15 protein-coding genes are annotated in these 22,194 nt (G+C 44.5%); all 15 read right to left on the reverse strand.

Annotated elements, in window-relative coordinates:
- Nucleotides 1-30: 30 nt before the first annotated feature.
- Nucleotides 31-1,020, reverse strand: coding sequence for an ABC transporter permease (locus MH215_RS00690; RefSeq protein ID WP_239287072.1), 990 nt, complete (start codon nucleotides 1,018-1,020; stop codon nucleotides 31-33).
- Complete coding sequence (locus MH215_RS00695; RefSeq protein ID WP_239287073.1) at nucleotides 1,013-1,978, reverse strand: ABC transporter ATP-binding protein; 966 nt, start codon at nucleotides 1,976-1,978, stop codon at nucleotides 1,013-1,015. The genes MH215_RS00690 and MH215_RS00695 overlap by 8 nt, the downstream gene beginning before the upstream one ends.
- Nucleotides 1,979-2,848 (reverse strand): GDSL-type esterase/lipase family protein, encoded by an 870-nt coding sequence (locus MH215_RS00700; RefSeq protein ID WP_239287074.1) that lies wholly within the window; start codon nucleotides 2,846-2,848, stop codon nucleotides 1,979-1,981.
- A gap of 263 nt (nucleotides 2,849-3,111) precedes the next feature.
- Nucleotides 3,112-3,870, reverse strand: coding sequence for a CAP domain-containing protein (locus tag MH215_RS00705; RefSeq protein ID WP_239287075.1), 759 nt, complete (start codon nucleotides 3,868-3,870; stop codon nucleotides 3,112-3,114).
- A 368-nt stretch (nucleotides 3,871-4,238) separates the two neighbouring features.
- On the reverse strand, nucleotides 4,239-4,697 hold the full coding sequence (locus MH215_RS00710; protein WP_056696862.1) for a GNAT family N-acetyltransferase: 459 nt from the start codon (nucleotides 4,695-4,697) through the stop codon (nucleotides 4,239-4,241).
- A complete protein-coding gene (gene purT, locus MH215_RS00715) occupies nucleotides 4,687-5,874 on the reverse strand; it encodes a formate-dependent phosphoribosylglycinamide formyltransferase (RefSeq protein WP_239287076.1) in 1,188 nt (395 codons plus the stop codon). Before purT ends, MH215_RS00710 begins: the two co-directional genes overlap by 11 nt.
- A 286-nt stretch (nucleotides 5,875-6,160) precedes the next feature.
- Entirely contained in the window at nucleotides 6,161-7,183 is a 1,023-nt protein-coding gene (locus MH215_RS00720) for an NAD(P)/FAD-dependent oxidoreductase (RefSeq protein WP_239287077.1), read from the reverse strand.
- Between the two features lie 60 nt (nucleotides 7,184-7,243).
- Entirely contained in the window at nucleotides 7,244-8,233 is a 990-nt protein-coding gene (locus tag MH215_RS00725) for an ABC transporter substrate-binding protein (RefSeq protein ID WP_239287078.1), read from the reverse strand.
- A 132-nt stretch (nucleotides 8,234-8,365) separates the two neighbouring features.
- The gene (locus MH215_RS00730) at nucleotides 8,366-10,009 is read right to left on the reverse strand and encodes a helix-turn-helix domain-containing protein (protein WP_239287079.1); all 1,644 of its coding nucleotides are present in this window, start codon (nucleotides 10,007-10,009) and stop codon (nucleotides 8,366-8,368) included.
- Nucleotides 10,010-10,290: 281 nt separating this feature from the next.
- Nucleotides 10,291-12,141, reverse strand: coding sequence for an ABC transporter ATP-binding protein (locus MH215_RS00735; protein ID WP_239287080.1), 1,851 nt, complete (start codon nucleotides 12,139-12,141; stop codon nucleotides 10,291-10,293).
- Nucleotides 12,138-13,910, reverse strand: a complete 1,773-nt coding sequence (locus MH215_RS00740) for an ABC transporter ATP-binding protein (protein WP_145047419.1) — start codon at nucleotides 13,908-13,910, stop codon at nucleotides 12,138-12,140. The genes MH215_RS00735 and MH215_RS00740 overlap by 4 nt, the downstream gene beginning before the upstream one ends.
- Nucleotides 13,911-14,179: 269 nt before the next feature.
- The gene (locus MH215_RS00745) at nucleotides 14,180-17,851 is read right to left on the reverse strand and encodes a dynamin family protein (RefSeq protein WP_239287081.1); all 3,672 of its coding nucleotides are present in this window, start codon (nucleotides 17,849-17,851) and stop codon (nucleotides 14,180-14,182) included.
- 419 nt (nucleotides 17,852-18,270) lie between these two features.
- A complete protein-coding gene (locus MH215_RS00750; RefSeq protein WP_056696846.1) occupies nucleotides 18,271-18,543 on the reverse strand; it encodes a hypothetical protein in 273 nt (90 codons plus the stop codon).
- A 23-nt stretch (nucleotides 18,544-18,566) separates the two neighbouring features.
- Nucleotides 18,567-19,262 (reverse strand): endonuclease III, encoded by a 696-nt coding sequence (gene nth, locus MH215_RS00755; protein WP_239287082.1) that lies wholly within the window; start codon nucleotides 19,260-19,262, stop codon nucleotides 18,567-18,569.
- Between the two features lie 160 nt (nucleotides 19,263-19,422).
- The gene (locus MH215_RS00760; RefSeq protein ID WP_239287083.1) at nucleotides 19,423-22,161 is read right to left on the reverse strand and encodes an S-layer homology domain-containing protein; all 2,739 of its coding nucleotides are present in this window, start codon (nucleotides 22,159-22,161) and stop codon (nucleotides 19,423-19,425) included.
- Nucleotides 22,162-22,194 lie beyond the last annotated feature (33 nt).

A 22,194-nucleotide genomic window follows, 5' to 3' on the forward strand; every position in this document is an offset into this window, starting at 1 on the left:
CAAACAGATGTTTTCTTATCCTTGTCCATTTTAATTCAAGATATCCCGTTTCGTAAAGACAAGGAATGACACAATCAGTGAAGCAATACCCCAAACACTAAGTACAATAAGGGAAAATGACAAATTCATTCCTTCAATTGGTGGTAATCCACCTGACAAATAATTAGGAAGTTCTAGGTTTACCATGAAGAGATATTTGGCTGTTTCCCATGAAGCTGCCATGTTCGTAAGGATCGTTCCTGCGATAAGCGCAGCCATCATAATGACAATACTTGCAGCCGTACTTCGCACAAGAACCGATACCATAAAGGCCAGCATGGCTACGATCACACTAACAAACCAAATTAATCCTGCCTGCATGAGCATATACTGCCATTGATCTACAGCATGCACAGTCGACATATCCACTTCTGTCCCCACAATCTTAAAGCCTGTGAAGACCGGCATCGTAAATCCTTTATATCCAAAAACAGCGCCAGATATGGCATAACAGATCACATAAGCTGATATCACGATAATCGAGACAAACATGATCAGCGTAATCAATTTGCTCAGAAGCACTTTCCATCGCCTAACCGGACGAGTCAAGAGCATTTTAATGGTTCCTGTTGTACGTTCTCCCGACACTAGATCCGAAGCAATGGCCATGATTAACAGAGGAATAAATAAACCAACTGCATTATTCATGAACTCTCTCGTAAAGGTTACACCACCCGGTTCTTTCGGATTGATGTCATTTTCCAGATAATATTGCATCTGCTGGATATATACTGTTCTATATTTCTTAAATTCCTCAGGCACCCGATCACTGCCAAGCGAGTTCTGATTATCGGTAATGGCCTGTTGTAACTCAAGTCGCCAATCGCCGTTAAACTTGTCTTGATTATTTTGCGAAGATTTCATCTGTGCATACGTAAACATCGGCACCAAAACGGCCAGAACGATAAAAATAATATAAAGGCGTTTTTTCTTTACCATTTTAATCGTTTCGTTGCGAATTAACGGCATAATATTACTCAATGGATTCACCTTCTGTCATTTTTAAGAATAGTTGTTCCAGTGTTGGCTGAATACGCTGTACGCCTTCGACTTGAATCCCAGCTTGAACCATTTGCTGCACCAGATCAGGGATCTGCTCTTCAGGCATTTCGGCAACAACAGCGTTGGAACCAAGTCCTGCAACAAGGGTATCATCCATCACATCGCCAGGTCGATCGACCAACGTAATTCCTGCACCCAGCAGTATTTGTTTTCCTTGTTCCAAGGGTGTGAGATGCCATATCGCTAACTTCGAATGGTCCTCAATCAATTCATGAACGCCCCCAACCGTAAGTACACGTCCAGCACTAATTATGGCTACACGGTCACAGAGAAGCTGTATTTCACTTAACAAGTGACTGCTGACAAAGACCGCCATCCCTTCATTAGCAAGCTGCTTGATAAAGATACGTAATTCCTTGATCCCCTTAGGGTCAAGTCCATTGGTTGGCTCATCCAAAATGAGCAGACGCGGACGTCCAAGCAGTGCTTGAGCAATTCCGAGACGCTGACGCATCCCTAGAGAATACGTTCTAACTTTGTCGTGAATACGCTGATCGAGACGAACAATATCAACAACTTCCTGAATGCGCTCATGATCCACACCAGGTTGCATGCGAGCGAAATGCTCCAAGTTCTCCCACCCGGTCAAATATGTATATACCTCCGGATTCTCAACGATGGAGCCCACGTACTTCAGTGCTCTCTCTGGATCTCGGTTCACATCATAACCACAGACTTTAATTTTGCCTTCAGTTGGTTTGATCAGATCCACAAGCATACGAATTGTCGTTGTTTTGCCGGCTCCATTGGGTCCCAGAAATCCAAAAATCTCACCTGGTTTAACGTCAAACGTAACGTCCTTAATAATCCACTTACGTCCAATCTTTTTCTTCAGATGTTGTACGGATAATACTGAATCGTATTGCTGCTCTGCCATTTATTTTGCGCTCCCCTCTGCCGGTGTCTCTGCTTGATATTCCTGTGCAATCCGAACTGCAATTTGTTCATAGCCTGGTCCATTAGGATGGAAATGATCGGATGATAAATATTCGCCCAGATGATTTTCAAATAGATCAAATGTAGGAACAAGCGTCATGTTGTCCTCGTTGTTCAGGATTTCTGAAGCTGCATCGTTCCATGCCGAAACTACTGCATTGCCGGGCTTCTCCAGCTCCTTCACATCACCAAACGGATTATAGAGACCAAGGTATGCAATCTGCGCAGTAGGATTAATCTCTTTTACTTTCTTCAATATTTCTTGAAGGCGTTTGGACGTTTCTGGTAAAGCGGCTGAGAGAGATTCTGCCGTCGGTGGATTTTCCCCTTGCAGAACTTGTCCTCCCTGGAACAGGTCATTTGCACCAATTGAAATGAGAATAAAATTAGACTGTTTCAGCACGTAACGCACGCCTTGCTCATCGAGTTTCGTCAATAGCGCATCCGTTCTCAGTCCATTAACACCAAGGTTATTGAGAACCTGAACATCGTGACCCTCATCTTTCAATATGTTTCCTGCACGTCGTACAAAACCCAGACCCTGATCATCCCCTGTACCTCTAGCGAGAGAATCACCAATAACAGCCATACGAATCTTGCCATCCTCTACAACAGCTGGTTCATCCTGATTATCACTTGATGCAGCTGTTTTATCACCTGAATTCAGCGATGTGTCTCCTTCCGGATAAATAACGTCTTTTATCGCGTACCCAAATCCAAATATCAGCAACAAAGTTGCTAGTATGGATAATGTACCTACAATTCTCCAGATCCATGGTGCTGAATCCAGAACTTTTTTCTGTTTTTTCATCCATCACATCTCCACTCATCACACCGCTACGGTGTTTATAATTTATAAATGACTTTACACTAAAGATGATGTTTTCATAATTAACATAAATGTTCTGTGGTTAATTTGCAAACTTTGTCATGGTAACTGTAAAATGCATTTTCATTATGTCATTTTACGGAAAAAAGGTTATACCATCCACAGATGTTTATCTGTGTTGGCATAACCTTTTTGGAAGCTTTATTTTAGCATATATCGATCTTCAATACACTTATAGCTATATCTTATTTACCAACGAACTCTTGCGCCCAGTATCCGTTGTAATATCCAACACCGATCTGAGTGAAGTTTTTGTTCAGAATGTTTGCGCGGTGACCCTCACTGTTCATCCATGCTGTAACAACTTCCTGTGGTGTTTTTTGACCTTGAGCAATATTCTCACCAGCGTAGCTGTAAGTTACGCCAAACTGTTTCATCATATCAAATGGAGAACCATACGTTGGTGATTGGTGAGCAAAGTACTTATTGTCGCTCATATCTTTTGCTTTTGCCAAAGCGACTTTATCCAGAAGTGCATCAGAAGTCAGTGCGTTTAGACCTGCTTTGGCACGTTCAGCATTTACCAATTTTACAACTTGAGTAGCAAAGTCAGATTTAGTGCTGTCGCTGTTCGTGTTGTTGTTTGTATTACCTGTGTTACCTGTGTTACCTGTGTTTCCTGTATTCGAAGGATCTTTAGCTGGCGTAGTCGCAGGCTTGTCTTCTTTAACTGGCTGTGCTGGCTGTTCTGGTTTAGCAGGAGTAGTAGGTGTAGTAGGCTCGGCTACAGGCTGTTTAACCACTTGACCATTCGTTACAGTGAATCCATTGTCTTTCAACCATTTCTCCAAGAATGTTTGCAGGCTACCTGCATCTGTAATTTTGTATGTTTGCTTATATGTGGATGGGTTAGCAGCAGATGCGGATGCAGGGAGCATAACCCCTACAGCCAATACAGCTGTTAAACTTCCAGCGACGACAGTTTTGATCAAATTTTTCTTCAAATAATTCATCTCCTCAAAAATTAAGTTATGACAACTTTGTAATTAATACTCTAGCAGTATATCAATTAAGAGGAGTGTTGTGAACCTTTAAAATATGGAAAAGTAACTTTTTTGTCATTTTTTATAGCAGTTTCAAAGATGAATCAACGGTTTAAATTACTATACTGACGGCAAATAAATGACTTGATCACTATGTATACTAATTAAATAATTACTGCTTTAAAGAAGCTGAAAGAGTACATAATTCTATTATTCACGGACATAAGCATCAAAAAAATGGCATCCAGACCGAATAAACTTGTCCGAATGCCATCATTTTGTCTTGTTCAGCAATAGACGAATTCTTCTGATCGAAAAGACCTTACTTTCTATAGAAGGACTTTACTGAAACGATATCCTTTTTTATGGAAGCCAATGTGCTCGTAAAATGAATACGTTGGTGAAGTAGCTTCGCGATTACCTCCGGTAACAAACAGCTGTTTGCCGCCTTGCTGTTTGCCCCAATCCTCTGCACGAGCCATCAAGCGACGACCGATTCCGCCTCCACGATGTTCTTCTCCCACAATTAAAGAAGTAATCTGTGCTGCTGGTTCTGGATAGGCATGACTTTGCACACATTGCAAGCCGATCACACCAATAATTTGTTCATCCACTTCGGCAACAAGCATGCAAGCATTCGGATTGTTCTCCAACCCTTCGATACGCTCTTTCATAACATTTGTTGTTGTCGGATAGCTGACCTCTCGCATCAGTCCCGTTACCGCTTCTGCATCTCGCAGTTCACACTCTCGGATCATCAGTACAGGGGCCTGGGCATTATTGGACATGATTTACCTCCACTTTCAGCATATTTGCGGCTTGAACCGCTGTTTTTCGAGCTTCTTCCACATTTAAGTCTGCACTTAACGCTACAGCCATACGGCGTCCAACCTTGGTCTCAGGCTTACCAAAAATACGAACCTGAGTACGCGGAAGTGCCAATGCTTCTTCGATACCGCCTATAGTAAAGTCAGATGTTTCAACAGTAGCTTTCAGCGTAGCTGAAGCTCCCGGTGTGAGCAAATGTACACCCGTTACCGGAAATCCAAGGATAGCACGGACATGTAATGCAAACTCAGAACAATCCTGAGTAATCATTGTAACCATGCCTGTATCATGTGGACGAGGAGATACCTCACTAAACACAACACCATCCGCCGTCAGAAACAATTCAACCCCGAACAGTCCATATCCACCAAGCTCATCGGTAACAGACTTCGCAATATGACAAGCTTGCTCCCATTGCTCTGGCGTCATCGCATGAGGCTGCCAAGATTCGACATAATCCCCATCCTTCTGAATATGACCGATTGGAGGACAGAATACAGTCCCTGATACAGATCTTACAGTTAACAGCGTAATTTCACTCTCAAATTTCACAAAGCTCTCCACGATGACACGTACGGACTTGCCTCTAGCTCCCGAAAGAGCGATGTTCCAGCAATCCTCCACATCATTCGGCGTACGGCATACACTCTGCCCTTTGCCCGAAGAACTCATCAGTGGTTTGATTACACAAGGTGTACCCAATTCACGAACAGCTTCTTGAAGTTGCTCCAAATTGTCTGCAAATAGATAAGCTGCCGTTGGAAGTTTCAATTGTTCGGCTGCCAGACGACGAATACCTTCGCGATCCATCGTTAAGCGGGCAGCACGAGCCGTAGGTACGACACAAAATCCCTCTTCCTCCAGCTCAAGAAGAGCTTCTGTAGCAATAGCTTCGATCTCCGGTACAATAAAATGCGGTTGTTCCTTACGAATCAATTGTTTCAGAGCCTCGGCATCTAACATGTCGATGCAGTAAGACCGGTGAGCAACCTGCATTGCAGGTGCATTATCGTAACGATCAACAGCGATCGTCTCGACTCCCAGTCGCGTGGCCTCAATAACGACCTCTTTTCCCAATTCTCCGCTGCCTAATAGCAGCATTTTTTTGGCTTGAGCCGAAAAAGGAGCACCCCACATGTTCTTTCCAATCCTCCCAAAGAGAAATCTTCTATATCTGTCTCTCTATTTTCGGGGTTTTGGTTAAAGATTGCAAGAGTACTCCCTATTTTTCTTGTGAATTTTACAAGATTTTTTCTGTTTTTTCGATCAAATTTTACAATTATTGCTTAGCGTTTTGGCACTCTTTCCAATCTTCCCAGAAATAAGGATATAAATTTTAACGTTAAAACTTGTCATCTATAAGTAATAACATCTCAGAGATATCGGTCGCCTTTCATGGGAGTGGAGAAACCGAACGACGAACTTATGAACGGGATAAATTCTGATTCCTATCACGGAAGAGCTCATTATGGGAAGAAACATAAGCCATCTTAGCTGCCTCTGGATTCAAGTATTGTTTGGCACGATTCACCGCAACGATTGCATCGTTAAAAGCTCCAGCTATGAGCCGGACTTTGCTCTCGTTAGTGGCACAGTCGCCTGCTGCAAATATACCCGGTAGGTTGGTTTCAGCGTGTTGACTCATCATAACCATTCCGTCACTCATCATTAGTCCACAACTGGCAAGATCACTAAGATTACTTGTATACCCATGGCTAATCACAACTTCATCGACATCCAATACGATATGATCTCGATTCACCGTATGCGTAATCCCAACCTGGTTAATGCGTTCACCCTTGGTATGCAGTTGTGTAATCTGATACGGAGTTCTCACATCCGCTATCTCTTGCATCTCGCTGACATTGCGTTCCATTGCGCGAAATTCAGATTGACGATGGACGACAACAACACGTTGAGCGACTTTAGCAAGTTCAATGGCCCAGTCTACAGCACTGTTGCCTCCACCTGAAACAAGCACACGTTTCCCTGCAAAGTATTCCGGATTTTGCACCGTATAGTGAAGGTTTATAGGCTCATTATCATTCGATTCCTGAAGCTCCAGCCTCTGAATTTCAGCGACGCCACGACCTACTGCGATGATCATCGTTCGGGTGTAATGGATTTCTCCCTCAGCGGTATAGATCGCCAATATCCCGTTTTCCAGACGAGAGAAGCGTTCCATCTGACGATTAAATACAACCGTTGGGTTAAATGTGTTGGCCTGCTGTACGAGCCACTCAATCAATTTTGAGCATTTCATAGGTGGCAATCCGCCTACATCCCAGATCGTTTTCTCGGCATAGGTGTGTAGAAATCCGCCAAGTTGATCCTTACCTTCAATAATTTTGACCTTCATCTCACGCATCCCCGCATAAAATGCCGCATACATTCCGGCAGGGCCGCCTCCAATGATGGTTACATCATAAATATCTTCTTCACGCATTGTGGACACATCCTGATTAATTAGTTATGGAATGCGAGACTCGGTAACAGAGTTCTTTTTCTACAATTCATTTTTTTCCTCAAAAGCAGCAACAATATCATCAATGACATAGCTATCTGCAAGCGGAGCCATACCCAGATTAAACCACTCTTTGCCACCTACCATGTACACATGATCTTCCTTGACGGCTTTTAGATTTTTCCACAATGATGTCGTTAACATCTGTTCGAACCTCTTTTTAATCTCCGGATTATTCTCGTCATCAAGCTGAACGATTAGATGATCTGCATCGTACTCAGGCAGCACTTCTAGAGATACGGACAATGCCTTTTCGGACTGCGGGAAATTAGGAACTGGCTTCATTCCAAGTCTTTTGTGAACAAAGTTGCCTCGGTCGATGTTCTCTCCATGCATTACAATTTCCTTTTCCATTACCCGAATGTATAGCACCGTTTCATCACCAATCAGTTTGTTCAATGTATTAGCGGCCGTCTTCTCCTTCTCTACTAAATCTTGTATGACCTTCTCGCCCTGCTCTTCCTTGTTTACAATTTTGGCGATGTCACGTAGCTCATCACGCCAATCATCACGACCTAGCAATAATACAGTTGGTGCAATTAGCGTCAGCTGATCGTAGTCTTTCTGCGACCACCAGGCTGGAGCAATAATCAAGTCTGGGTTCGCTTCCATAATGGCTTCAAAATTTGGTGTTTTGCCAATGCCCATTTTCATCGTATTCGAGAAAGGCTCTGACAAATAAGAAGGGAAATCGTCATGATAATTTTGAACAGCAACAGGCACAATGCCAAGGGCATACAAGAATTCTGGATATACTACGGATAGCCCAACCACCCTTTGTGGTGTTACTGGAATTTCAATTTCTCCCATCTCACTATTCACTGTTTTTACGTTACTTTCTTGTGACGTTGCTCCACTCTCCGCATGATCCTGTCCGGAGCCTGTGCTTACTTCCTGCCCCTTCGCACCACACGCGGTAATTACGAGCAGAATCAATATTGTGCTTACTAATGCTAGCCATTTAAATCTCATTTCTCTATGTACCCCCTATATGTCAATAAGTAATGACAATGTCTAATTAATAATAATTATCATTATCATTGTGATATAGGAGTAGTATAATCAAATTTAGTCTAGCATGATATTGACGATTCAGACTTTTTACTATGGACGATCGTGCCACAGCTTTAATAGTTCATGCAGCATAAGTTCATGGGTGAACGCAGTATAATCCAGCAGAACGCTAGACATTAATACGTCCATCTTACCGTTACGTACCACAGCAATGTTATTCCACTCGTCCGAAGCTCGGAGGCATGTCCAAGTCTGTTTAGAAGTCTCATCCTCACCTATGATCAACAATAATCTTCCAAAATTGAGCGTGGATACTTCCTGTAGGGTGACGGAATCCTTGTTCCATAGACTCTCTGCACCTGCTGGAACATTCATTTCCATATCTTCATAGAAGACAGAAGCAATACTAGCAGAACCAAGCACCTGCAAATGCTCGCCGTACACTTTGAGTACAAGCAATTCGTCTTCACGAATGGTCACTTCAAGCTCTTCCTTCACTTGGGCTGCACGCTCTTCATACCTCTTAAGCCATACCTCGGCGATGTCTGATCTATCCAAAAATCGAGCAACAACTCTCAAATGCTCTTTCCAGTCATTGTTTTCCCAAGGGATGGTGCAGACGGGAGCAACGGACTGAAGTTGACTTTGCAAAGACTCGGACATCTCTGTAGATACAGTCACAATATAATCTGGTTGTAGTGATTGAAGCTGTTCTACCCAAGTGTTCTCCCCTAATGCGAGCGGGATCACCTTGTCCGTCTGATATTTCCGCCGGTAATAATACGTCCATGGATGACTTGCTGGAGCGGCACATGGGATGATCTGCAGTGCAAGCAGGATCCCGATACTGAACGGATGAACGGCAGCGATTTTTTGTTTGCTATTTCGTAGGAACGCCGCTGGTGGAATACCCGAGATCTGTTTGAATTTGCGGCGGAAATACGATTCATCCTGATATCCTACATAAGATGCAACATCCTTGAGTCGATAATTGTGATCGCTCCTCATCAACATCTGAGCTTGCTTGATTCGGTAAGAGGTCAAATAGTCCATTGCACTACAACCATATCTCTTCTTAAATACACGCATAAAGTGCCTTGTACTCATTCGCGCAACAGCTGCCAACTCCTGAATGCTTATTTTATTCGTATAATTCTGCTCCAAGTAGACCTTTACCTGTTCAACAGGTAATGCCTGTTCGTTCTCTGCTGCAAGAACGCCATCAGAAAATATCGTATACATTAGCTCCTGAAAACGAATCTGACCGTAATATCGGTGCAAGCCGTCTTTGTTCAAGACGAACTGATAGATCATCTGACAGAGTTCACCAACAACAACCGATGAAAGGGAAGTGAGCTCACCGTTCACCTCATAACGGAGAAGCTGCTTCATTCGATCCAAAGCGACCACTTTGTCTTGCTCTCGTGTAAACATTACATCAAAGCTCATATGATACACACCGTATTCGTCTAAGGAATGTACATTCGCCTCCACTAATTGCCCAGGAAAGCCGATATACAGTCCACCTGAACGCAGCTCCACGAAATTCCCATCTATCCTTAACCAGCCCTGTCCACTAACCACAAATATAAGCATATACGTTTCAATAAAATGCTTTTTCAAAGACCATTCGCTCGTATTCTCATTCGTATGATCTATATAAGTGAGTTTAAAATGCATATGATCCAGCGGATCAAACCGAGCTGATGGTATGCTCGCATAGGTATCGTGCAAAAGTGTTCCCCCCAGCCCTAAAATGTAGAGTTCCCTAAGTTGTTTCAATATAACATATGAAAGCTAACATGATCTAAGATAATACGCTTCATAAGATGACCATCGTTTATGGATATGTTGAATTGACAATATGGGAAGTACTAGATAGAAAAACACTCCAGTAACCTTTATACCTTGCCTCCAACGAATAGGTTGCTCTTATCCGAGAAGATCAAGTCAAAAGAATACCAGAGTGTTATAATTTAAAGTCTTATAACGTTTAAGAAATGTTCAAGTTTGCTCTACAAAAATTTGTACTGAGCCTCAATAAGCCCATTATACACACCTTGCTGTTTAATCAACTGTTCGTGATTTCCTTCTTCTTTAATTTCACCATGATCCAGTACAATAATATTATCCGCATTACGAATCGTCGAGAGACGGTGAGCGACCATAAAGGATGTTCTACCTTGCAACAAGACCTTCAACGCCTCCTGGATTTTCAGTTCAGTTTCCGTATCAATACTTGCTGTCGCTTCATCCAGAATCAAGATACGTGGATCTGCCAGCAATGCACGAGCGAAGGATAATAGTTGGCGTTGACCCATGGATAAGACATTTCCGCGCTCTTCAACTTCAGTATCATATCCACCTGGAAGCTTCATAATGAATTCATGAGCGTTTACTGCTTTTGCAGCATCCTCCACTTCTTCATTTGTCGCATCTAACCGCCCGAATCGAATATTATCACGAATCGTACCTGAGAAGATAAACGTATCCTGCAACACGATACTGATCTGACTGCGTAAGCTCTCTACAGTTACATCCCGAACATCACGACCATCAATCGTTAAACGCCCGTCAGATATATCATAGAAGCGGCTGATTAGGTTAATGATTGTACTCTTACCAGAGCCTGTGTGACCCACCAGTGCAATCGATTGACCTGCGTCTGCCTTAAAGCTGATTCCCTTCAGCGCCTGTCTGCCTTTCTCATACTCGAATACAACATTATCAAATACGATATCCCCTTTAATTGAAGGAAGTGGCTTCGCACCTGGTTTGTCTGCAATACTTGGCTTCTCATCCATGAATTCGAAGATCCGTTCAGAAGAAGCCATCGCAACCAGCAATTGATTGTACATTTGACCTAGACGATTGATTGGATCCCAGAAGTTACCAACGTAGTTGGCAAAGGCAACAAGCAAGCCGACAGTCAACTGATTATCTTGAATCAGGTATGCACCAAACCAGAACAGAATCAATGTACCGAAACCACCCGTAATTTCAATGAGTGGTCCGAAGCCCTGGTTCATCGCCGATGCTCTATCCCAAGACTTCTTGCTGGACAGGTTCATGTTGTCAAAGTATTTCATGTTCTCTTTTTCCTGCGTATACGCTTGAGTCACTCGAATCCCTTGAATGGATTCATTCAAGTGGGAGTTAATACGGGAGTTCTTCATACGCACGTCCTGCCAAGCACGGCGAATCAATACGCGCAGTTTGGTCGAGATAATAAACATGATTGGAACCGTGATAATGACAGCAAGCCCCAGCTTCCAGTTGATTAGCAACAAAATTACGATGATACCAAGCAACTGCACACAGTCAATCATGACGTTAACTGCACCATTTGTGAACAAGTCCTGCAAGGAGTTAATGTCATTCGTGACACGTACAAGCACTGAGCCTGCTGGTCTTTTGTCAAAAAAGTTAAAGGACAATTTCTGAATATGCTTGAATAGGTCTGATCGAAGATCGTAAATTACTCGCTGTCCAATAATATTGGTCAATTTGATCCGATACGTATTGGCAGCCCACTGAATTAAATACAGTACAAGTACCGAACCAGCGATCAAATAAAGTAATGTCATACTAGGCAATCCCGTCTGAGGTGCTATCGCACGGTCAATCGCCAAACTGATTAAGAACGGTACAGACAATTTGGTGATCGTTCCCAATATCATCATTAAGATGACAAGTGGCAAGAGCTGTCTTGCATAAGGCTTCATATATGCAAACAATCGACCAAACTCTTTCCAGTTAAACGGTTTTTCTATAATTTCGTCATCTTGATATACGAATCGTTCATTTAATTTCTGATTCGAGGTTCCCTTGACCTCGCGCCTATCTGCTACTGTATCAGCACTCATGAATTCACCTGCTCCCCAGCCTCCCGCTTACCGCGGGCAATGTAATCTGCATATTGAATCTTATAAACATCCTGATATGGTCCAGGTACTTCAATAAGGTCTTGGTGTTTACCGCGCTGCACGACACGTCCTTCATCGAGCACCAGAATCTCATCCGCATGTCGGAGTGAAGATATCCGGTGGGCAATAATAAATGTCGTTCTGCCACGCATAACCTCTTGGAAGCCGGATTGAATCTCATGCTCGGTTTCCATATCTACCGCACTGGTTGCATCATCAAGCACTAGAATTTTCGGGTTTTTCAACAAAGCTCTTGCGATGGCGATCCGCTGTTTCTGACCACCTGAAAGACCCATTCCACGCTCTCCGACAACCGTGTCATACCCACCAGGGAATTCCATAATGAAATCATGTGCTTTGGCCAGCTTCGCTGCCCGGATGATTTCATCCATTGTGACATTTTTCAAACCGTAGGAAATATTGTTGCGAATACTTGAGGAGAACAGGAACGTCTCCTGGAACACTGAAGCAATCTGACTACGTAAACTACGAATACCGATGTCTTTAATATTTTTTCCATCTAGCTTAATCGTTCCCGAGTTAACGTTATACGCCCTCATCAGGAGCTGAATAATCGTCGATTTTCCTGACCCTGTTCCGCCGAGGAAACCGATAACCGTTCCAGGAGGTGCATCAAAATTGATATCTGTCACGGCTGGCATTTTGTTGCCATACGCAAAAGTTACGGATTCGAAGGTTACATGTCCATTAACATGATCAGCCTCCATAATAAGTGGATCTTCTGTTTCTTGTACATCTACTGGCGTATTCAACAGTTCTAGTACGCGTTCACCCGAAGCTTTTGATTGAGTATAGTTGTTGATATGGAAACCAAGGTTCCACATTGGTCCAATTATGTACCAGATCAAACTGAAAAAGGCAACGAGTTCACCAAGTGTTAGCGTTTGCTGAATTACCATTCTGCCACCGATGACCAAGAGTAAGACCACACTTACAGAAGCGAGGATCTCCATGATCGGAAAATAATGACTCCATAAAGTTGCCGCATGAATCTGATTCGTTTTGTAACGTTCATTACGTGTAGAGAACTTCTCCACTTCATATGGTTCACGAGCAAAAGACTTAACCGTACGCACTCCTGTAATATTCTCCTGTACGGCTGTCGTGAGTGAACTCAGCGCGAGTCGCATTTCTTGGAACGCAGGGTGAATTCGGGATTCGAATCTTAGCGCAACGAAGGCAAGTAGAGGAATACAAATAAGTGTATACAGGGTAAGCTGCCAACTCATCGTCATCATCATAATTGCGCCGAATACGACCATCAATACCATGTTGAGAATCTGGGCGAAGCCAAATCCGATAAAGTTCCGGATCGCTTCCAAATCTCCCGTGAGGCGGGACATCAGATCTCCCGTTTTGGCCGTGTCATAATAACGGAAGGATAAAAATTGAAGCTTTTCATAACAAGCATTACGTAGCCGGTATGCCAAAAAGTTACCCAGTCGGCCTCCAAAGAAACCGTGTAAAAATTGCATACCCGCCTTCAAAATAACAACACCTAACACAGTTAAAGCAAGTATGGGAACGTCTTCAAAACTTCGCGGTATAATTACGTCATCAATCAAAATCCTAAGCAGGTTCGGATACACAAGCCCGAGTGCAGTCGCTAAGGCGAGGAACAAGATTGATACAAATAAATACGATCGCTTTTCCCAAAAAAAGGTTTGCAGTTGCCTGAGAACATCCATGTTTCTCCTCCTCTTGTCTAGTTCAAAATAGTATGAACATTTATGAAGTTTATCACCGTCCCCCCTTCGCGGCAAAGCGAATAACAGACCATATTCAGGCTACTTTCTCCTTAATGCGGCATTAACAGGGGTAAACAACCACCTATCAATCAAATGTTTGAATATTCTCTTCATTTCAGGTTGTTCGTACAAAAAAAAGGCTCCCTTGTTGACCTCTTAGTCGGGAGCCTTTTTGAACATGAATTCATAGGTACACACTTCGTGTAGATTTATTCGTGTACGAATTGCTGTACTTGCAGGGAAAGAGCATTCCATTCGTCCGCGAGTATGCCACTTGTCAACGTTTCGTTCAACGCGTTTACCGCTTCTTGAAGTCTCTCCTCTAACTGTCTGGCTTGATATTGTAATGACTGCCGAAGCTGCACATCATAGAATTCAATAAGCTTATGCTGGGCAGGAGGTAACACATCAGCAACCATTTGTTTAATGACAGGCTCCAGCACTTCTTGCAGTCGCTGACGCCCACCTCCTTCGAAGAACTGCTTGGGATTGCGTAAATAACTTTGATAGGTTTTCCAGCCGGATGGCTCCTCTAATCGAATCTCCTCAAGAACGGGTGTTGTCCATTCCTCATTAAAGGATAAGGATAGTTCCATTCCCCCAGATAAACGCTTCAATTCCTCGATACAATCCGTGATCTGCTTCTGCAGCCATGTCTGACCCGTCTGTTCTAATCGTAGTGTGGTTGCCAGCAGCTCCTGTTCAAGCTCAACCGCAATCATACGCAACAGTTCACGTCCACATGCAGCAAAGGCGCTTTTCAATTGACCGCGATCTTCTCGTAGTACTGACGGATGGAATGCCTCAGCCATAAACGTACCGAGTCGATATGCGAGTCGCTGTCTCACATGAAAGAGCAACTCCCCTGTTTCTTGTGTCAGCTCCTCCTTCATGGATCGTTCAGAGAGGGTACGAATACGGCCTACGGATTGATCCATGATCGAATTCAGCTCTAGACGACGACGCTCTAACACCTCTTCACCTTGCACCGCATCCTCTGCTCTCTGCTTCAATCGCTGCACCACACGGGTCAATTCTTCCGCTGCTCCGTGAACGGCGAGATCGGCAAGCTCTCTACCAGCGAAGCGATTGAATTCTTCTTCAAACCGCGTAAAGCCCGATTGCTGAAGCAACTCAGCATTACCGGTGCTCTTGCCATCCATCGCAAGCAAGCTAGACACTGGGAATAATCGAGGTGAACGAATTCCATTGGTACGAAGCTGGGTGCTCACATGATCCAGAACTTGTTCCAATTCCTCTTGTGACGAAGAAAGATCACTTGCATTCACAACAAAGAACATCTGATCCATTGCTGAGCTGTCCTTCACCCGGCCTAATTGAGTCAGGAATTGTCGATCTCCTTGTGAAAAGGCATGGTTATAATACGTTACAAATATAAGCGCATCCGCATTCTTCATATAATTAAACGTTACTCCGGTATGTCGGGCATTCACCGAGTCAGCTCCTGGCGTATCCACCAGGACAATGCCTTGCTCCGTAACTGCACAACTATAGTAGAGGTCTATGCTATCAACAAAGCAGGACTTCCGTTCATTTGCCACAAAGTTACGATAACCGGCCAGATCAACTAACACATCTTGACCCAATTGATCCGCAGTATCCTCCCAACCAGCCGCAGCCGCCTGCAAAAAGCTATAATGCGGTCTTCCTGCTGGATGTATATCTTGAGGCGATAGAGATTTGACGCGTTTCTGCCAATCGGCTTCAGGTTCACCCAAGCCAAGCAAACGGAAGGAATATGCAAGATCCTCTTGGAAAGCATTCCGAGTCTTCATCCGGACTCGGGCAGTGCCATGCTCCGCTCCACCGGACGGAGCCATAATGCGGTTAATCGCCGCTGTTGTTGGGTGCGGCGAGACCGGTAAGATAGCTTCGCCGAGCAAAGCGTTGGCGAAGGAGGACTTACCCGCGCTGAACGCACCGAACAGCGCGAGTGTAAACGTGCCGCCGGCAAGCGAAGCCGCGCGTGCACGTAGATCCCGTACCGCCGACCCCATGGCGGGGTACGGCTCCACCACCGCAGCGGCGGCTTCCAGCCGTGCCGCCGCTGCGTCCAGGCGCCGGCGACGCTCAGCGCCAGCCGCCGGGTGCCCTTGCGCCGCTGCTGCTGTGCGCTGCGGCGTTGCCTGTGGCTGCGCAGCCACAGGCGTGGTGCCCGTGTGCGAGCCGGGAGCTTCGCTCGGCTCATGCACGGGCACTTGCGGGCTCCGCACCTCCGGCAATAGCCCGGAGGGGAGGGAGCCCGCAGGAGGCAGCAGGCTGCGCAGCCCTGCTGCCTCCGCTGCGGCGGCGCGCTGAAGCGCAGTGTAGCGCTTCGCCGCAGCGGATTGCGCCAGCAACGCTGTGCGGCTGGCGTCCAGCGCTTGAAGCGCGGCTTCGCCTTGCGCGCTCAGCGCTTCAAGCATGCGGTCGACCAGCATCATGGCCGACTTGCGGTAGCGAGCCTCAATCTCGCCTCGCAACTCTTTGCTATATTGAAGTATATACTCAGGAGACAACTCTGCACTTGCACTTCGTTTCATCTCAAGCAAAGCCTCATCCACGACAGGAAGCTCTGCATTCAGCGCCTGTTCCCACTCAACTCCCCAGATCTGATGAGATTCACCTAGCTGTCTAAGCATCGTGCGGATATGAACTTCCACTTGTCCCTGAACTTGGTCTTGCAGCAATCCAGCAAGCTCTGTCGCTCGGCGTTGTTTCTCCTGCTCCGTTTTACCACCTGAAAATAGGAGTCCCACCCGGAATCCAGGTTTGCGACTTTCCAGAAATGCACCTGCCGACGTACGGATATCTGCTGGTGTGAGATTGGCATTAGCCAGAAGAGGTTCAAGTTCTGCCCGAAACTTCTCTCGTTCCCGTGACGGCTTGGAACGAAGCTCAGCTTCTTGTTGCTGAATTGTCGCTAGCTCATGCTCCAATCTTTCCAAGCCTTCCGGCCCACCGATTTCCTCAAGCAGACTCGCTTCTTCCTCTTCTCGTTCTTCCGCTCGCCGCTCTAAATGCTGTGCTGTCACATGACTAGCGGAACTCACCAAACTATGCTGGATCAGCCCCTCTTTATGTTCCAACATATGTTCAATAAGCTCAGGAATCTGCTTCCACTGGTTGTAGCGGTGATCCTTGTCTCGAAGTGATGTGAACAATAGCCCATCATATCGAACTTCCCAAGCATTAAAGATCGTTTCAACACCCTCGATATACGTATCAAACGAAAGCTCTTTTTCTCGATGCTTATCAATCTGATTCACGATCAAGAACAGCGGTTTGCCCCAATCCGACAAGCTTTTAGCAAATGACAAGTTGCTCTCTGATTGCACATGATTATAATCCATCACATAGAACACCACGTCAGCTAAATGAAGTGCTGAATGTGTCGCCAATCCATGACCTCGATCTGTTGAATCCACACCAGGTGTATCTAACAGTACTGCATCATTTTTTAGCAAGGGAATGTCATCCCACACTTCAATCGAACGATATGCGCCACCATTTTTGCAATACGCTTCTAACTGCTCAGGGGAAACCTCCAGCGTACTGCCCACGCCTGATGCATTGTCAGCGCTTTCGTGATCCGTCGTATGAATAATCGCTCGCGGTGCACCATTACGGATTGATACGACGTTAGCACTTGTAGGCACAGGACTTGAAGGCAGTACCCGTTTACCACACAAACTATTAATCAGACTAGACTTACCGGCTGAGAAGTGCCCGCAGAATGCGATTGTCAATTGCTTCATTTCCGCCTTGCGGATCAGATCTGTTATAGCCTGTACTGCCGTATGGTCTCTCGTCTGCTCCATTGCCTCTCGCAGTGGAAGCAGAGGTTTAGCCATCTCTACTGGATAATCTGTTTTCGTCATGACTGGCCTTTCCCCCTGGCTCCTCAATTTGGCATCCTTCGTGATAATGCCTTTCTCTTATAGAAGTTGTTCAAAAAGTCCCATTGGATTATAAAACAAAAAATCACATACTTACTCAGCGTTTTCAGCATTAAAGTTGGATTCTTTTTGAACTCGCATTTATAATAGTCCCATTTTAACATTACCTCGTGCGAATTTGAACGATTTCTATGTATTAACGCACAGACAAAGCATCTACCATGCTCTACAGATCCTGCCGGCTCAACCTATAATGAATTCCATATATATAAAAAAATAAAACCGAATATATCGGTTTTATCGATGGTACTTCACGAACATGCTGCACCTTTAGTATGCGGTATTGCTTCATAATGAGCATGCCAACATAGATGCAACATATCCATGGGTATAGGTGTAAATTAAGAAACCGCGTTCTCCATTGTAGGCAACAAAATTTCAAATACTTGTCCATGCTGAAGAATTGTAATATTTCTTCCTTTGTCTCTCATAACTACAACTTCTGGTTTTGTGGACATGCGCTCCAAATAATGCTCAGGCACGTCGCCAGAATGACTTACAGTGATACCTTCTACTTCTTTTTCTTCATTTTCAGCCATTTCCTGCTCCACAACTTGTTCAAAAATATCGGAGAAGGCTTCAAAATTGTCAGTGTAAACGGAAATGCATTTCATCGTTACTCATCCTCTTCTAATCATTAATTTATTTTTCGTTTAGGAGTACTACTACGTTCCTTATCTTTCCTGATTTGGGACGTTTTCATACGCTTTTTCCCTTCCCTGCATATATCCAGCAGAGGGCAGATATGGCACGCTGGGTTCTGGGCCTTACAATGGTAGCGTCCAAAAAAGATGATCCGGTGATGGGTCAACGTCCACTCATCTCGGGGTACGCGCTTCATCAATTTTTTCTCGACTTCAAGAACAGAGTCATCCCATCCAGCCAGTCCTAGCCGTTTGGACACACGTTCTACATGCGTATCCACCGCAATGGCAGGAACGCCAAACGCATTAGAAACAACAACGTTCGCGGTTTTCCGTCCGACCCCTGGTAGCGTCACAAGCTGATCATGTTCCTGCGGTACATCACCGCCATACTGCTCTATTAAAATACGGCACATGTTCTGAATATGCTTGGCCTTGTTCCGATACAGGCCGATTCGCCGAATATCCTGTTCCAATTCCTCTAAAGGAACCGCCAGATAATCAGCAGGGCTCGTATACTTTTGAAACAAGTCTGCGGTTACCTTGTTTACTGTTTCGTCGGTGCATTGGGCCGACAATAGGACAGCTACCGTCAATTCAAACGCATTGCTGTGATTTAATTCGCAATGTGCATCAGGAAACATCGATTCCATCGTATCGAGTATGTGCCTAACTGTCGCTGCATTCATGAAGAGCTTCCTCCCACAGAATCACCACACATGGTGGAGCCTTACTTCCAAACTTATTTCGAGTACTTTACGAGGACACAAAAGCTTGCAAAAAAAACGTCCTGATGCGGGAAAGATCCCGCATCAAGACGGTCATTCTTTGATCCTCGAAAAGAAACGATTACTGTTTTTGGATCTCCATCACGATGTTGTTCAGGAGATACAATACAATATTATCATTATCTCTGAGAGATTGCACGCTTAAAGTGTTGTCGCCCTGGTGAACATATACTCCTGTACCCAGTGCAAAACGATAGTTTGTATCCGTAGTTGTCTCACGCTTCACCAGAATTTGGTTCCCTACGCCATCGTAAGACCAGAATTGTTTGCTCAGGATTGTCATCACTCTGAAACGAGTGGAGTTATCCGTATCCTTCGTCATTTCGACTCGATCACCCACAGTAAGACTTCCCAGTGTCGTTAAAGTAGAACCGGATTTAATCACTTTGACGGGACCACTAACCGGAACTGTCTCGGACTGACCGTTGAATAGTTTCAATGTAACTGAAGTTGCATCAACTGAAGTGACCTCAGCGAGTGTACGTTTCACAACCTGAACAGCTTTCGGAGTAATTCCTTCGAACGTGACGTTGATCAAGTTTCCTACTGTCAATTGTGAAGCAGTTAACGTCTGACCGCTTTCTCCTGTCAGCGTCGCTTGATCAAAGTAAAATTGACTTGTCAGCAAATCTGATTTCACACGAATACGACCATTCGTTTCAATACCCGTAATTTCGAATTGAGCAACGGATTTCAACGCTACCTTTTGGATATAATCCTGGTTCGCGCCCAACGTGATTGTAACGTTGTCGCCAATTTTCAAATCTGCGAGACTTGCACCAGACTTATTATACATTTCCACTGTAGGAGCGATTGTATAAGGAACGGTGACTGTCTGATTACCAGACAACAAGCTAATTTTTCGGTTGGAAGTATCAATATTGCTAATGGTACCCTCATACTTGTAAACAACCTTAACGGAAAGCGCACGAGTACCCACATACGTAAGATCCAGCTTGCGTCCTTCGCTTAGTAAAGACTCTAGACCTGCCATGGTTGGTTTTGTCGAATTATAATCCAACTTTGTTTTTTCATCCAATGTAAATACGAACGGTTTCTTGTTGCTATCCAGCACAGTAAGTACTTTGGTTTTTGCGTTATAAGATACTACAGATGCACCATTCATCGGTTCCATTTGGCGGCCAATGACCTGGATACGTGTCACACGATCTTCAGCGTTCAATGTTAACTCTACTTGATCTCCATTTGTTGCATCTGTGATCAGATCATTTAATGAAGCATCCTGTATTCCGTTAATGATAACTTCCGGTTTCTCGACCAGCAGCTTAGCTTCAAGGGAGCCACCTTCACGCTTGAATGTCAATGTAGATTGATTACCACCAATTTCCACCAGCGTACCTCGGACTGACTGCTCCACACCCTGTGACAATTCAATCGTTTGTATAACGCTATCTCTCACCGTATATTTCACAGCACTTCCCGGCTTAAGCTCAGCTAGCGTCAGAATCCGATCCTGATAACGAATCATAAGACTGTCACTATACGTATACTGCTCTGTTGTTCCTGCAGTAGTAACCAGCTTAATCGTTTTACCAGATGTCACGACTTCAGCGATCACTCCAGTATCACTTTTGTTGATAATGCCTGATTTGACACGGATAACCACTGTCTTCTTGTCGGCGGAGAAAGTCTCACGTTGCACTTCAATGGTACTATCCGCTGTAATATCCGATAATTTAATTGCTGTTCCGTTCTGATCAATGAATGCCGTTGATTCATCGTATCCAAACGTCTCGTAGTTTTCACCAACGAAAACACCAATTTTATTACCTGACAACGAACGTGCAAATGTTCCTTCTACTGTCTCTACCTGAGGTGTTGCATCAATTACTTCCACATAGGAAGCATTGCCTGCTGAACCAACCACCAGCACTTTGGTATACAATTGAACATTCGCTTGTGGTGAACGAGTTTCACTGTCCTTTGTGAAATAAGGCGTATTGCTGTTCACGGCAAAAGTCGTCAGCTTACCATCAACGACCATCGTAATTCGTCCTTCTTCAAGTCCAGTAACATATCCTGTGTATGTGTTAGGATAAGCTGTATCTGTCAACGATTCACCTCTACTAAAGAACGTAGCAAGTTGTGCACGTGTAACAGAGCCTGTTGGGTTAAACTTGTTTCCATCTACACCTTTAGCAAGATCTAGACTAACTGCTAGGTTTACATAACCTTTGCTACCATCAGAGATGCTTGCATTATCGGCAAAGCTTGTCGATTGATTATTTTGAGCTTTTGCTTCTGCATCCTTGTTCAACGAACGAATAAGTAACTTCGTAATCCACTCACGAGTAGCAGGCTTCTGTCCCCAAGATGTTTTGGACACATCGACCGCTTCTTCTTCCGATTTATCAATCAATCCCAGTTCCAACGCCAATGCGACGTAAGGCTTAAAGTAGTTGCCTACTTCCATAGTTGTCGGTAATGCCGAAGCCGAGCTGTCATTCAACTGGTTTTCTTTATTCATAAACCGAATGGCCATGGTTACCGCTTCCTGTTGTGTTACCGCGTCTCCTGGACGAAATAAGCCTTTTTCACCGAGGAGAATTCCTTGGTACGCCAGTTTGTATACATGTTTCTCAGCCCAATATCCTGCTTTGATATCACTGAACAAACCGGTTGGTGCAGCCGTATTACTTACTGCAGTTGTCTGGCTCTGCCCAGCATCTGTTGCTTCAGCTGCCAAGGCAGCTCCGCCAGTACTAAGAGCCATCATGCCTGCAAGCACGGCTGAAACTACTTTTTTAGAGTGTGATGGATTATTATATTTAAAAGTCACCTATGATTCCCCTCTCTCATGTAAAGCGGCTGA

Origin of the sequence: Paenibacillus sp. ACRSA, from assembly GCF_022346845.1 — a bacterium.
GTDB lineage: Bacteria > Bacillota > Bacilli > Paenibacillales > Paenibacillaceae > Paenibacillus.

Bases quoted from the DNA above. Each gene is read 5' to 3' on its own strand.
- MH215_RS00695 (WP_239287073.1), bottom strand. From the start codon at position 1,978: ATGGCAGAGCAGCAATACGATTCAGTATTATCCGTACAACATCTGAAG.
- MH215_RS00740 (WP_145047419.1), bottom strand. From the start codon at position 13,910: ATGGATGTTCTCAGGCAACTGCAAACCTTTTTTTGGGAAAAGCGATCG.
- MH215_RS00710 (WP_056696862.1), bottom strand. From the start codon at position 4,697: ATGTCCAATAATGCCCAGGCCCCTGTACTGATGATCCGAGAGTGTGAA.
- MH215_RS00745 (WP_239287081.1), bottom strand. From the start codon at position 17,851: ATGACGAAAACAGATTATCCAGTAGAGATGGCTAAACCTCTGCTTCCA.
- MH215_RS00720 (WP_239287077.1), bottom strand. From the start codon at position 7,183: ATGCGTGAAGAAGATATTTATGATGTAACCATCATTGGAGGCGGCCCT.
- MH215_RS00700 (WP_239287074.1), bottom strand. From the start codon at position 2,848: ATGAAAAAACAGAAAAAAGTTCTGGATTCAGCACCATGGATCTGGAGA.
- MH215_RS00725 (WP_239287078.1), bottom strand. From the start codon at position 8,233: ATGAGATTTAAATGGCTAGCATTAGTAAGCACAATATTGATTCTGCTC.
- MH215_RS00735 (WP_239287080.1), bottom strand. From the start codon at position 12,141: ATGAGTGCTGATACAGTAGCAGATAGGCGCGAGGTCAAGGGAACCTCG.
- MH215_RS00750 (WP_056696846.1), bottom strand. From the start codon at position 18,543: ATGAAATGCATTTCCGTTTACACTGACAATTTTGAAGCCTTCTCCGAT.
- nth (WP_239287082.1), bottom strand. From the start codon at position 19,262: ATGAATGCAGCGACAGTTAGGCACATACTCGATACGATGGAATCGATG.
- purT (WP_239287076.1), bottom strand. From the start codon at position 5,874: ATGTGGGGTGCTCCTTTTTCGGCTCAAGCCAAAAAAATGCTGCTATTA.